Consider the following 14,146-nt stretch of genomic DNA (forward strand, 5'->3'; position numbering starts at 1 on the left):
AAATAAAAGTATATTATTGAAATTTATTTGATTAAATATATTTCATGATAAACAATATTCTTATAAAATAATTTAATTTATAATAGAAATAATCAAATACAAACACTTGTTTTTCAATAAATAATATAATTTCAAGTACTTTTATAATTAAAATTAGTATTTTTGATACATAGTATTTTAAGTTAAGAATTTAGAGTAAATTACTTTAAATTAAAAGAGGTCAAGAATGTATATTCTTGACCTTTATTTTTTGTTATTAATCGATATGATAATGACTCGGAAAAGCCTTTTTAGGATTTTGTTTGAGAATATTCAACTTGAATTGGCTTTCTAAGAATCCATAACCATAATTGAAAAATTGAATTAAAGTTGTCTGAATTGATAATAAACCAACTACCGCAGATTTGAAACGAATAGTTGAGAAAATAAAAATCAAAAACATATAAATTAACCACAAAACAAACGGAATTTGTAGGATAAATTGATGTTTTGGAAGAATAAAACTCAACAATAGAAATAGAAACGCAACTAAAGTTCCGGCAAAAAATAGACTCGGAAACCAAAAAGTTGGTTTTATATAATTTGGATGACGTTGATTAAGAATTGGGCGCGCAACTCCAAATTCATAGACTTGTTTCGCAAATTTCTTTAACGAAGTTCTACGTTTATGAATCACTTTCGAATCTTGAAATAATCGCGTTTCAAAACCATTTTCCCACAAACGCATTGACAAATCAGGATCTTCCCCGACACGCAAATCAGCAAAACCTCCCGTTTTTTCGTACGCTTTTCGAGAAATTCCCATATTAAAACTACGCGGCTGAAATTTACCAATTTGCTTTTTTCCACCTCTAATTCCTCCTGTTGTCAAAAAAGAAGTCATCGAAAATGTAATCGCTTTTTGCAAATTTGTAAACGAATCATCTGCATCATCTGGACCACCAAAAGCATCAACAAAATTAATTGTCAATTCTTTTTTAACTGATTCAATATAAGTTGCAGGAATAATCGTGTCAGAATCTAAGAAAATGAAATAATTTCCATTCGCTTTTTCCATTCCATAATTTCTTGATTTTCCTGGACCTGAATTTGTTTTATAATAATAATGAAGATCTAATTGAGTTTCAAATTTAGCACAAACTGTATCCAATTTATTTTGAGAACCATCGTCTACAATAATAATTTCGAATAACTTATCCGTTTGTTTCGTTAAACTTGACAATAATTCTGTCAATTCATCTTGACGCTCGTAAACGGCAATAATTATCGAAAGTTGCAAATCTTCTTTTTCCAAAATATATTATTGATTGAATGATTCTTTCAACTCTAATGTCACTTTCTGAATTTCATCTAAACTCTTAAAATGATTCAATTTAAAATTCGATTTTGATTGATTCAATTCGTGAACAATTGCCAAAATTGTATCCAATGGACTTTGCTCCTCTCCTTTTGAAGTTTCGTCAAAATTAATTCCAACCAAAGAAACTTCTTCAATCATTCCGAACAACCATTCTTCTAAAAAAGTATTCAAATCTATCGAATCAATTGTATGATTTGCCCATTGATTTTGTTTCGCTTTTTCAGCTAAATCTGTATTCGACCAAAAGCAAATCACCTCTAAATTAGAACCATCTTCGTACTCAAATTCTTCCGAATACGAAATAGCAAAACCTTCTTCAGAAGTCAAAAGATATACTTTTTGATCTTGACAAATTTCTTTTATAAATTGACTCACTTCTCTTAATTTTGATTTTTAGCTTTTTTACTTCCTTCGTACATTTCGTATTGTAAAAAATCGCATTCTAACTTACCGTTGAACACTTTTACCTTTTTCGAAGGACGCAAACCTACATATTTTTTGGCTTGTAAATCTGATGTGATAAACCACGCCAATGTATTTGGATAACTCGATTTTAACGTGTCTCCAATTTGTTTATAAAATTCTTGGTTATTGTTTTCGATACGCTCGTCATAAGGCGGATTGAACACCAATAAAACTGGAAATAATTCCTTTTTAGATGTAAAGAAATCTTGATTTCTAACTTCGATGAAATCTTCTAAATCAGCAGATTTTATATTCATCTGTGCAATTTTTACCATCATTGGAGAAATTTCGTAACCAACAATTTTATATTCAGATTCTTTGATACGATTTAGACGCGTATTACGAATTTGTGTAAACAATGTTTCATCATAATCTGGCCAATTCTGAAAAGCAAAATGCTTACGATGAATTTGCGGTGGAATATTGTTTGCAATCATAGCCGCTTCAATCAACATTGTTCCCGAACCACACATCGGATCAAGGTAATTTCCTTTTCCATCATAACCTGCTTGCAACAACAAACCTGCTGCTAAAACTTCGTTAATTGGAGCTGGACCAGTTTCTTCTCGATAACCACGTTTGTGCAAAGATTCTCCCGAAGAGTCTAAAGACAACGTAATTTTATCATGTGAAATATGTAAGTTAAAACGTACATCTGGAAAATCTTTATCAATACTTGGACGACGATCATTTTTTTCTTTGAATCGATCTACAATAGCATCTTTCACTTTTAATGCTGCGTAATGCGAATGCGTAAAATAATCTGAATGAACAGTTGGATCAATCATAAAAGTTTGATCGACACTCAAATAGTTTTCCCAATGGAATTTTTTGAATTTCTCATACAATTGATGATCATTTTTAGCAGAAAACGAAAGAATTGGCTTCTGTATACGAAGTGCAGTACGCAAGCTGTAATTTGCTTTGTACATGAAACCTAAATCGCCATTAAATTCAACCATTCGGTTTTGAATTTTAACATCTGCCGCACCCAACGCTTTTAATTCTTGCGCTAATATTTCTTCGAAACCAAAAAAGGTTTTCGCAATCATTCTGAAATTTTCCAAGGAAATAAAATTTTCACAAAAGTACGGGAAATAAAGGAAATTGAGAAGCTAGATTCTATATTAATAATATATTAACAAAAAGTATTTGAAATCAATAAAGTAGATTTATATTTGTCCATATTTTAATCAAATTAAACTTATTTATGAATAAATTTTTATTTTCTGCTCTATTAAGCACTTTATCATTATCAACTTTTGCCCAAGAAAAAAAAATATCTTTTGAAGTGAATGAGGGATATTACAGCAATGTTTTTGATACAGATAAAGGTTGGTCTTTTTATGGAGACAATTCTAATACAAAAATATGGCTTTCAACAGACAAAGCTTCTGACGGAAAAAAATCTGCTTATTTTAGTTATTACTCTACAAATTCGAATGCTAATGATAAATGGAACGGAGTTATGTACAAATTACCTGATTACAAACATTTTTCAATATCCGTAGATGTTAATGCTGATGCTTTAAACAGATCAAATTATAACTTTCTTAAATTAACTAATATACAAGGATTTAGTTATTCTACTGTTGGTACTTTTTCTTTTTATAAAAATGGAAGAATAGGCATTAATGGGACAGCTTTACAAGCTTCTTATACTTGGGAGCCTACTAGATGGTATAATTTAAAATGTGAAGTTAATTTAAATACTAGATTAATAAAATATTATGCAAATGATCAACTAATTTATTCTGAAACAATTTCTAATAATACTATTACTAAAATTGATGAATTAAGTTTTGAAACTAATAATTCAAGTACTAGTGCTGGAACTGAATTCTATTTTGACAACATTATCATCAAAAATTTAGAGAATTTATCTACAGATGAATTAAACAAAAAAGAAATAAAGATTTACCCAAATCCTATTCAAGATGTTTTATCAATCCAAACAAATGATAAAATTAATTCAGTAGAAATTTTTGATTTAACAGGAAAATCTATTTTAAAATCATCTGAGAAAAAAATCAATACACAAAATTTAGCAAAAGGTGTTTATATTGTAAAAGTAAAAACTACTAATCAAGAAATTTCTCAAAAAATTATTAAAAAATAATTTTATATAAATATTCAATTATTAATCTCATTTCTATAATTAGTTATGGGATTTTTTTTTAACTTTATTTATTGTATAATCCAATTTATGTATCAAAAATTATTAACTCCTCTACTCTTTTTATTGAATTTTATCTCCTATGCTCAAGAAAAAACTATTGGAGAATATTCATTCCAAAATTTTAATTACAAAGTGGTTGAAAGGATTACTGATGATTCAAAAAAAATGAATTATGAAATACAAAGAGTGATTAATGACTCTGTAATTTCTAAAATAGAACAGATAAAATATTATAAAACAACACAAGAAGAGTATAATTCTACATACAAGTTGATTGATGGTATTTTTACATTCATGATCACCCTAAACAAAGATAATCAAACAATGTATGGAGTAAATCGTTTTTTTATCGGAGAATATGGCAAATTATTTCCAGGAACTGAAAACGAAATTTTCACAACAATAAAACCTATTGAAAACAATTATAACGCTCAGTTCAAAGGAGGAATTGAAAAGCTACGTCGTTGGATACAATATAATTTTGAAGCGGAAAGATTAATTAAATCAATAGGAATTAATGGCTTTAACATTCAAGTCAAATTGGATATAGACAAAGAGGGAACTCCTATATTAACTGAAATTGTTGGTAATGATAATCCAAAAATTCGTACAGAAGTAGAAAGAATTATTCGTAGAATGCCCAAATGGATTCCTGCAAAACAAAATAATGAAAACGTTGTTTCAAAATTTTCTATACCTATAAATATTATTGGAATAAAATAATTACTTACAAAAAAATAAAACACCTTTTTAAATTTAAAAAAGGTTTTATTTTTCTTCCCTTCCATTCTTCGTACCTTTCGACTATCAAAATTTAACTTTTTAGAATTCGATATAAAATGGAAAACATCACAGATCGTCTTTCAGCTTTGAGAGAAGTTATGAAACAAAATGGCATTAGCGCAACAATTATTCCTGGAACAGATCCACACGGAAGCGAATATTTACCAAATCGTTGGAAAGAGCGTACTTGGATTTCAGGTTTTAATGGTTCGGCTGGAACTGCAGTTGTAACTTTAGAAAAAGCGGCTGTTTGGACAGATTCAAGATATTTTATTCAAGCAGAAGATCAACTGAAAGATACAACTTTTGAGTTGATGAAAATGAAGATGCCAGAAACGCCTTCTATTAACGAATGGATTATTTCTCAATTAAAAGAAGGAGAAGTTGTAGGACTTAATCCTCAAATGTTTGCGCACAATGCTTTTGCAGAAAATTTTAATGAATTTTCATTCAATCAACTTTCAGTAAAAAATATTGATTTAATTGATTTAGCTTGGCAAGATCGTCCTGCTTTACCAGAGAATCCGTTCTATATTTATGATGTAAAATTTGCTGGAAAATCTTCTTCAGAAAAAATTTCGGAAGTGCGCAATGAAATGAAAAAAGTAAATACCAATGTCTACATTATGAATTCGTTGGACGAAATTGCGTGGTTGTTTAACATACGTGGAAATGATGTTAACTATAATCCATTGACAATTTCGTATGCTGCTGTAGATACAGAAAATGCGTATTTATTTATAGATGAAGAGAAAGTAACTGCCGAAACAAAAACTGCTTTAGCAAACGAAGGAATCACGATTCAACCTTATTTAGCAATTTATGATTATTTAAAAAATCAAAACGAAAAATCGCATGTTTTGGTAGATGGAAATCGAATCAATCAATCGTTATACGAATCAATTTCTTCATCTTCAACAATTAATTTAGCTGCTTCTCCAGTCACAAATCTAAAATCTGTTAAAAACGAAATCGAGCAAGAAGGTTTCAGAAATGCAATGGTAAAAGATGGTGTTGCATTGACGAAATTCTTCATGTGGCTAGAAGAAAATATCGAAAATAATATTAATGAAGTTACAGTTTCAGATAAACTAATTGAATTTAGATCTCAGCAAGAAAATTTCAAAGGAGCTTCTTTCGGAACTATTTGTGGTTACGCTGATCATGGTGCAATGAATCATTATTCTGCAACTCCAGAATCTGCTTATAAATTAGGAAAAGAAGAAATGTTGTTAATCGATTCTGGAGCACAATTTTTAGAAGGAACAACAGACATTACGCGTACGTTAATGTTAGGAGAACCAACGGCACAACAAAAAACAGATTATACATTAGTTCTAAAAGGAAATATTGGTTTATCGGAAGCTATTTTTCCTATTAATTCTCGTGGTTCTTTGTTAGATGTTTTGTCTCGTAAAGCGCTTTGGGAAAACGGCTTCAATTACGGACACGGAACTGGACATGGTGTTGGTCATTTCTTATGTGTACACGAAGGGCCACAAAGTATTCGTTTAGAAGAAAATTTAACACCGCTAAAAGCCGGAATGGTACTTTCTAACGAGCCTGGTTTGTATCGTGATGGTGAATATGGAATTAGAATTGAGAATTTAATGATCGTACAACCTGCGATATCAACTCAATTTGGTGATTTCTTAAAGTTTGAGATTATTACAGTTTTCCCAATTGAGAAAAATTTGATTGATGTTAATTTAATGACAGACAAAGAAATTACTTGGTTGAATAATTATCACCAATTTGTTTTCGAGAAAATTTCTCCATTCTTTGACGAAAAAGAAAATGTTTGGTTGAAAGAAAAATGTGAAGCTATTGCCAAGTAAAGTGACTCAACAATAATCTAAAATCATTCTGAATCTTCTTTCAGTAATATCTTGAAATAAAAAAAATCCTATTCATAATTGAATAGGATTTTTTTTATTTCAAGATTTCTTTGTACTATTGCAACATATTTGCATTAAGAAATGAAAAGACGAAATACTCCAACAAAACAAGCAGTTTTAGATTTGTTCGATTCGTGTTCTACTGCATTAAATCAGGAACAAATCGAAACACAATTACAAGGAAAAATGGACAGAGCAACGATTTATCGTATTCTGAATAATTTTTGCGAAGACGGAATGATGCATAAAGTTGTGGGAGATGATGGTGTAAATTATTTTGCGATGTGCAAAACTTGCTGTAAACATACACAACATCACCACGATCATTTTCATTTCCGTTGTACAACTTGTAATCAGTTAATTTGTTTGAAAGAAGAAATAAATATTAATTTACCCGAAGGTTTCTCAATGAAAGATTGCAATTGCGTTATCTCAGGAACTTGTCAAAATTGCCAAAAAAAATAACAACAATGGATTTACAATGGTTTGTAAAATGGTTTAACTCGCCATATTATCATATTTTATACAAAAACAGAAGTTTAACTGAAGCAGAGGATTTTATTAAAAAAATCACAAATTATTTACAACTTTCAAAACATGCAAAACTATTAGACTTAGCTTGTGGAAAAGGACGACATGCTATTACATTAAACAAATTAGGATTTGATGTTTTAGGAATAGATTTATCCGAAGAAAGTATCAAACATGCTAAGCAATTTGAAAATGAATATTTAAAATTCGAAAAACATGATATGCGCGAAGTTTATCATCCAAATGAATTTGATGCAGTTTTCAATCTTTTTACAAGTTTTGGTTATTTTGAAGAATACAAAGATAATTTTAAAGTTTTTGAAGCTGTAAAACAACAAATAAAATCGCAAGGAATATTTGTTTTAGATTATTTAAATGCAGAAAAAGTAGTTTCAAAAATGATTCCTTATGAAGAAAAATTGATTGATGGAATTTTATTCAAAATTACAAAATCTGTCGAAAATGGTTTTATAAAAAAGGAAATTGATTTCACAGATAAAGGCGAAATATTTCATTTCGAAGAATTTGTTCGATTAATTTATTTTAATGATTTCAAAAAAATATACGAAACGGAAGGTTTTGTCTTAGATAAAGTATTTGGAAATTATAATCTTGATGCTTATGACGAACAAACTTCTGATCGATTAATTTTAGTTTTAAATAAATGATAGAGAGTTTAATCTTAATTTCTAGTGTTTTAATTGGTGTACTTTTCTCTAGAATTTTACTCAAAAATAAACACAATTCAAAACTACTACTAACTTTTAGTGGAGCATATTTCTTAGCGATGACAGTTTTAGAAATCTTGCCACAAGTCTATGGACACCCATCTGAAAATCATAGTCATCATTCAATTGGATTATTCGTATTATTAGGAGTTGTTGTCCAATATATTTTAGAGACTATTAGTAAAGGTGTTGAGCATGGACATATTCATTTGCATAAAAAAGAGCAATTTCCTTTTGGCATTTTTGGAGGATTATTTTTACATTCAATCATCGAAGGAATTCCAGTTGCAAATGCCGAATCACACAATTTCATGTGGGCAATTTTTGTACATAACATCCCTGTTTCCATGATTTTGTTTAGCGCATTATGTCAGCATACAGAATCTAACGCAAAACGTTTTCTCTTTATGACATTGTTTGCTTTAGCTGCTCCAATGGGTTATTTTTTAGGAAAACATACAATTATTTCTAATTATTCTTTGGAAATGAGTGCAATTGTTTCAGGAATATTTTTACATATATCAACCGTTATTTTATTTGAAAGTAATGAAGGACATAAATTTAATTTGAAAAAATTCGGTTCTATTTTAGTTGGATTTATTCTCGCATATCTCACGGTTTCTATGCACGTGCATTAAGTAAAAAAAGAAGTTCAAATTTGAACTTCTTTTTTTATTTATTATAACATTTTACGATGATCTAAAACTAAAATTTCTCCATTTGAAATAAATTTCCATTTCTGATCTTTTTTGCATTCGTTTTTAGGTGTTTCAGATTTAATATCAAATTCAACTTCTTTATTTTTCATTAAAATTGAAGTAATATATTCACAATCTCCAATCTTGATATTTGTTGAGACATTATCTTTCTTCAATAAATCAGTTTCAGGAATAGTTTTTATAGCTTCATTAATAATATTTAAATCTAATTCGCTGTAGATTAATTCAAAATTATCAGCTACTAAATTCGTAGATAAACGAAATGAATTTGACTCTACATCTGTACGAATCATAATATTCTTAGTATTTAAATCCAGTTCTTCTGCTCTTTTTGGACAATCCAAATAATCTGGAATCTTATGAGCTTGCTTACTTTCTAAATCTTTTTGAAATGTCTTAATCTCAGAAAACATTTTTTTCTTTTCTTCGGAAGCTTCCTTAAATTCTATTGTTTCTGTTAGTTCTTCAGTAGAAAGTTTTTTAGTTTCAGATTTATTTTCTGTACAATTAAATAAAAGTAGTAAAGTAAAAAAAGAGTAAAAATAATATTTCATAAGCAAGGATATTTGGTTTTACTAATTTATGAAACATTATTCTCAATTTCAATTATTTAACGTTCTGATTTTTTTAAAATTTAATATAAGCGATAAATTGAGAAATCTTAATTAAGATTATTTATATTTTTTTAAATCTAAACCAAGAATATCTCCAACTTTTTTAAATTCTTCATTTACTTTTGCATTTAATGTAATTTGTTCATTTGTTATAGGATGATTAAATATCAATTGATGAGCATGAAGCATCATTCCTTTCAAACCAAAATTCTCTAACCACAATTTATTTTGTTTGTTACAGCCATGCGGACGACTTCCTAAAATTGGATGAAAAATATGACGAAAATGCTTGCGTAACTGATGCATACGACCAGTTTCTGGAATTGCTTCTACCAAACAATAGCGTGATGTTGGATGATTGTTATATTCTAAATCAATTTCAGCGGTTTGTAAACGATGAAAATAGGTAATTGCATTCTGTTTTACGCCGTCATCATTCGTCAAATCATAATCAATCGTCATTTCTTCGGGCGCCCAACCACGTAAAATCGCCAAGTATTTCTTTTCAACTTCTCGCGTTGCAAAACGATCATTCATAATTTTTAGACATTCCTTATCTAGAGCAAAAAGTAAAACTCCTGACGTTTTTCGATCCAAACGATGAATGGGATAAACATGCTGCCCACCGATTTGATTACGTAATTCCTGAACTGCAAAAACAGACGCATCACGCGCATAAAAGGATTTGTGAACCAATAAACCACTCGGTTTGTTAATGGCAATAATATATTCGTCTTGATAAAGAATTTCTAACATTTGGCAAAAATAGAAAGTTATTTTCGGTTAGAAAATAGAACAGTCTTATATTTATTGAATAATAAAATTGAATGAAAAAAGGATTGATTATTGGAAAAGGTTGGTTAGGATCAAGATTAGAAAAGTATTTAGAAAAGCAATTTTTGATTGAAACCACAAAACGAATTTCGAATGCTGAAAATTGTTTCTCTATCGATTTTGATAATTATAAATCTGAGAAAATCTCAACGGATTATGACTTTGTTATTGTGACAATTCCATTTGGAAGAAGAAATAATTTGGATGATTTACATAGCCGATTTAATCATTTAATGAAGTTTTTAGGAGATTATAACAATCAACTTATTTTGTTAAGTTCAACAGCAATTTATCCTGAGAATAATGAAATAATTTCGGAAAAAACAATTAAAACTATTCATTTAAACAACCATTATTATTCAATTGAAAATCAATTAAAAGAAAAATATAATCAATTAGTTGTTTTACGCTTAGGCGGATTAATGGGAGACGATAGATTTCTTTCTAAATATTTGACTTTAGAACATCCGAATCTATCTCAAATAGTCAACCATATACATTATAAAGATGTTTGTCAAGTGATCGAAAAAATGATTAATACAAATAAAAATTCATCAACTTATAATATCGTTGCACCAGAATATCCTACCAAAGAAGAAGTGTTAGAATATCAGCTGAACAATAAAATTATTTCTTCTATAAATCGTGAAGGAAAAATAATTTCAAGTCAAAAAATACAAGATGAATTTAATTATGAATTCATTTATCGAAATCCTGTATACTTTAAAGAAAATTAATAATCTTCCTTCACAACTTTAACACTTTCTAAATGATAGAATATAGCCATAGATTTATTTATAAAACTATTTGATTCTAACGAAACATCTTTAAACATTAAAGATCTTGGCGGATTATAAATTGGTTTTATTACACAATCACCTTTACATTTTTTAAGATCATAGTCACGTTGAATAACCTGTTTTTTATATGAAAAAACTTTACCTTGGAATATGTCCTCATAAACCAATTTCATGTTACTATCTTTTTGAAAATCATTCTTCGGTAAGTACATATAAATAATAGCTACAACTACACCTAATGTATAAACCATTTGAGCATTCATATTATACTTATTCATCACTTTTACAGCTATAAAAAACAAGAAAAAGAATGATACAAAAATTAACATATTCTCTACCCTTGGAGGGAAATTTGCTTTAACACCGTATATAGATATAACGATACCTACAAACAAAAAACCATTCATTAAAATCAGCAATCCCCATATTGGTATTTTATGAAAAGTGTAATTTTCTATCTTTACTATTCTTGCTAAAACCAAGAAAAATATAAAAGCCATAATATTATATCTTATATTAATGACTATAAATTTCTTTATACTTAAAACTAGTAAATCTATAAATGTAAAATCTTGGGGATGTAATTGACTACGCACTTGATTTCCCGGAGAAAATAATACAAAAGCCATTAAGACTATAGTTAAAAAACTTCCCAACAAAACAAAATTATTTATCTTTTTTGTATTAATAAATTGTACTATAGCAGTTAAAACAATTGTAATAAAAGAAAACCCTAAGTAAATCTCACTGCACCCTCCTAGAATTAGTATTGAAAGTATAAAAATTATTTTATCAATTAATCTATTATTCTTATAAATATTTATAATCGATCCTAAAAATATAATGAAGAATATTGATGGAAAAAAATAGGTAATACTCCCTGCTAACCAATAATAATTTTCGGAAAGAGAACATAGTAATAATGTATAAATAGATAAAAAACTCGTCGATAATAAAAAACGTTTCTTAAGATTATCTACTTCAATACTTTTTAAAAAGTATAAAAATCCTACAAAAAAAAGTACAATAAATACTAAACTATATATTCCAAAATAATTTATAGAATTAAAAGCTAAAGGAGAGACTGTTAAAACTCCTGTTGCAATATATCTTGAAGTCCAATCTAAATATCTTTGAATTTGAATATCTACAAATGAATTATTTTTTAATGCAACACCATATGAAAAATCATCAGCAGAAGGATAATTATAAAAACAAAGAAATATGATTGGAAATAATATTAAGAAATTTAATATTATTAATATAAGTACACTTTTTTTCATTTGGTATAATATTTTTTAACAATAAACTTTGGTCTTTGCTTTACTTCAAGAAAAATTCTTCCTATGTATTCACCTAAAATTCCAATTCCAATTAATTGTATGCTTCCAATAAATGTAATTGCCGTAATTAAAGATGCATAACCATGTTCGGATATACCGAAGAAGATTTTTTCAATTATTATTTTTAAACCAAAAACAATAGAAAAAACTGCTATTATTAAACCAAAATATAAGAATAGTTTTAAAGGGAAATTTGAGAATGAAGTAATACCATCTAAGGCTAACTTAAATAATTTTAGAAAATTGAATTTTGTACTTCCTGCAATTCTCTCTTCTCTTGTATACTCTACAATTGTTGTTTTGAAGCCAACCCAATTAAACAAACCTTTCATAAAAAGCTGGTTCTCTTTAAGTTTTAAAATTTCTTCAACAACTTGTTTATCCATTAATCTAAAGTCTCCAACATTTGATTCTAGTTTTACATCAACTAAACTATTGTACAAATCATAAAAAAGATTCGCAGAAATTCTCTTCAAAAATGAATCACTATTTCTATCTATTCTTTTTGCTAAAACCACATCAAATCCTTCTTCGTATTTAGTCAACATTTCAGAAATTACGATTAATGGATCTTGTAAATCTACATCAATTGGGATTACAATATCTCCTTTCGCATAACTTAACCCAGCAAAAAGAGCATTTTCTTTTCCAAAATTTCTAGAAAAATCTACAATATGTATGTTGTTATATTTGGAAAAATTCTCAATTAATAAACTCAAAGTAGAATCTTTACTTCCATCATTTATAAAAACAATCTCGAGTAAATATTTACTTTTATTAATACTGTTATTGTAAAAAACAAATGTTTCATTTAGAAAAACTTCTATAGTAGCTTCCTCATTATATACAGGAACTATAAGGCTAATCGTTTTCAATGTTGGTTAGTTTAAACTTTATTGCAAAAGTAGTTTTATTTTTGAATAATAATCAATTACGATACTTATCTTTTTTTGATTTTGCTCTAAAAACTAAAATAAATATCACGATAGATAAAACGGAGATTAAAATGGTATCCCAATTTTTCTGAAAGAATTTTTTCAACGAACTTTCTTCATTACTATTAGATGATGAATTAGATTTTATTGATTTTGACTCCTCTATTCTTCTATCAATTAATTCGTTTGAAAATCCGTATTGTTTGGCTAATTCATAAACTTCTTTTGCTTCCTTCTCTCGTAATAATAAAAGAATATTACCATAATCAAATAACAATTGAGCCATTATTTCATCTTTTGGCTGAATAAAGGAACGTCTTTCATTCAATTGAAAATAAAGCTGATTTTTTAGACTATTCAAATCTTCTTTACTTAATGTTGAAACTGGAAAATCTTCATTTCCAAAATCTCTATTAATCAAACTTTCACTTGATAATTGTAATTGTTTCAACTTAATTTTTAGAATATTTTGATGAATCCATTCTGATTTATTATGCGAATCTGGATTTAAAACCAAAGCTTTAGAAATCCATTTTAAAGCATTTTCATTATCACCAATCAGTTCGTAAGCAGTTCCAATATTAGAAGCAGTAGAATATCTGTTTGGATATTTTTTCTCGACTTCTAAATACAAGTCTATCGCTTGTTGATATTTTCCTTGCAAAATCAAAATCAAACCTTTATCACTAAGTAAATCAGCATCAGGTTTTACAGCAAACAAACTATCAATTTTCTTTAAATCATTATCTAAATTCTCTGTATAAAACGTGTGTCCATGCGGAATATTACCTTCTCTATCTTCATAAATATAAGAACCTATAGAAAGTATTTTACTCTCTCCATTTAAACAAGCTAAAGAAAATATAGAAGCAGTAATAGAAATCAGAACAAATAGACTTTTTAAATATTTCATTTTTTGGAATTAATGCTTAAAAATAACAAAAAAAGCTGCTCTTA

15 protein-coding genes are annotated in these 14,146 nt (G+C 28.0%); 7 read left to right on the plus strand and 8 right to left on the minus strand.

Features of this window, described 5'->3' with window-relative positions:
- Window positions 1-256: 256 nt before the first annotated feature.
- The 3 genes from E4J94_RS11145 to E4J94_RS11155 are packed head-to-tail and all read right to left on the minus strand — an operon-like array spanning window position 257 to window position 2,898.
- A complete protein-coding gene (locus E4J94_RS11145; RefSeq protein ID WP_185145641.1) occupies window positions 257-1,294 on the minus strand; it encodes a glycosyltransferase in 1,038 nt (345 codons plus the stop codon).
- A gap of 6 nt (window positions 1,295-1,300) precedes the next feature.
- Complete coding sequence (locus E4J94_RS11150; protein WP_135835883.1) at window positions 1,301-1,735, minus strand: DUF2750 domain-containing protein; 435 nt, start codon at window positions 1,733-1,735, stop codon at window positions 1,301-1,303.
- 5 nt (window positions 1,736-1,740) lie between these two features.
- Window positions 1,741-2,898 (minus strand): THUMP domain-containing class I SAM-dependent RNA methyltransferase, encoded by a 1,158-nt coding sequence (locus E4J94_RS11155; RefSeq protein ID WP_135835884.1) that lies wholly within the window; start codon window positions 2,896-2,898, stop codon window positions 1,741-1,743.
- A 137-nt stretch (window positions 2,899-3,035) separates the two neighbouring features.
- Between E4J94_RS11155 and E4J94_RS11160 the strand changes: the two genes are divergently transcribed.
- From E4J94_RS11160 to E4J94_RS11185, 6 genes are all read left to right on the plus strand, one after another.
- Window positions 3,036-3,944: a T9SS type A sorting domain-containing protein gene (locus tag E4J94_RS11160; protein WP_135835885.1), complete on the plus strand. Its 909-nt coding sequence runs from the start codon at window positions 3,036-3,038 to the stop codon at window positions 3,942-3,944.
- A gap of 87 nt (window positions 3,945-4,031) precedes the next feature.
- On the plus strand, window positions 4,032-4,727 hold the full coding sequence (locus E4J94_RS11165) for an energy transducer TonB (protein WP_135835886.1): 696 nt from the start codon (window positions 4,032-4,034) through the stop codon (window positions 4,725-4,727).
- Between the two features lie 116 nt (window positions 4,728-4,843).
- A complete protein-coding gene (locus tag E4J94_RS11170) occupies window positions 4,844-6,625 on the plus strand; it encodes an aminopeptidase P family protein (protein ID WP_135835887.1) in 1,782 nt (593 codons plus the stop codon).
- A 141-nt stretch (window positions 6,626-6,766) separates the two neighbouring features.
- A complete protein-coding gene (locus tag E4J94_RS11175) occupies window positions 6,767-7,150 on the plus strand; it encodes a Fur family transcriptional regulator (protein WP_135835888.1) in 384 nt (127 codons plus the stop codon).
- Between the two features lie 5 nt (window positions 7,151-7,155).
- Window positions 7,156-7,884 carry a class I SAM-dependent methyltransferase gene (locus E4J94_RS11180; protein ID WP_135835889.1) on the plus strand — a complete coding sequence of 243 codons (729 nt, stop codon included), beginning with the start codon at window positions 7,156-7,158 and terminating at the stop codon, window positions 7,882-7,884.
- Entirely contained in the window at window positions 7,881-8,582 is a 702-nt protein-coding gene (locus E4J94_RS11185; protein WP_135835890.1) for a ZIP family metal transporter, read from the plus strand. Before E4J94_RS11180 ends, E4J94_RS11185 begins: the two co-directional genes overlap by 4 nt.
- 41 nt (window positions 8,583-8,623) lie before the next feature.
- Here E4J94_RS11185 and E4J94_RS11190 read toward each other — a convergent pair whose 3' ends face one another.
- Complete coding sequence (locus tag E4J94_RS11190; protein WP_135835891.1) at window positions 8,624-9,217, minus strand: hypothetical protein; 594 nt, start codon at window positions 9,215-9,217, stop codon at window positions 8,624-8,626.
- A gap of 117 nt (window positions 9,218-9,334) precedes the next feature.
- Window positions 9,335-10,033, minus strand: a complete 699-nt coding sequence (locus E4J94_RS11195) for a pseudouridine synthase (RefSeq protein WP_135835892.1) — start codon at window positions 10,031-10,033, stop codon at window positions 9,335-9,337.
- Window positions 10,034-10,104: 71 nt separating this feature from the next.
- On the opposite strand from E4J94_RS11195, the gene E4J94_RS11200 reads away from it, so the two are divergent.
- Window positions 10,105-10,848: a Rossmann-fold NAD(P)-binding domain-containing protein gene (locus tag E4J94_RS11200; protein WP_135835893.1), complete on the plus strand. Its 744-nt coding sequence runs from the start codon at window positions 10,105-10,107 to the stop codon at window positions 10,846-10,848.
- Here the strand turns inward: E4J94_RS11200 and E4J94_RS11205 are convergent.
- From E4J94_RS11205 to E4J94_RS11215, 3 genes are read right to left on the minus strand one after another with little or no spacing between them, the layout of a single operon-like run.
- Window positions 10,845-12,194, minus strand: coding sequence for a DUF6056 family protein (locus E4J94_RS11205; protein WP_135835894.1), 1,350 nt, complete (start codon window positions 12,192-12,194; stop codon window positions 10,845-10,847). The genes E4J94_RS11200 and E4J94_RS11205 overlap by 4 nt on opposite strands.
- Entirely contained in the window at window positions 12,191-13,129 is a 939-nt protein-coding gene (locus E4J94_RS11210) for a glycosyltransferase family 2 protein (RefSeq protein ID WP_135835895.1), read from the minus strand. The genes E4J94_RS11205 and E4J94_RS11210 overlap by 4 nt, the downstream gene beginning before the upstream one ends.
- 52 nt (window positions 13,130-13,181) lie before the next feature.
- Window positions 13,182-14,102, minus strand: coding sequence for a tetratricopeptide repeat protein (locus E4J94_RS11215; protein ID WP_135835896.1), 921 nt, complete (start codon window positions 14,100-14,102; stop codon window positions 13,182-13,184).
- Window positions 14,103-14,146 lie beyond the last annotated feature (44 nt).

It is taken from the genome of Empedobacter tilapiae (assembly GCF_004785645.1).
In the GTDB taxonomy this organism is placed as follows: domain Bacteria; phylum Bacteroidota; class Bacteroidia; order Flavobacteriales; family Weeksellaceae; genus Empedobacter; species Empedobacter tilapiae.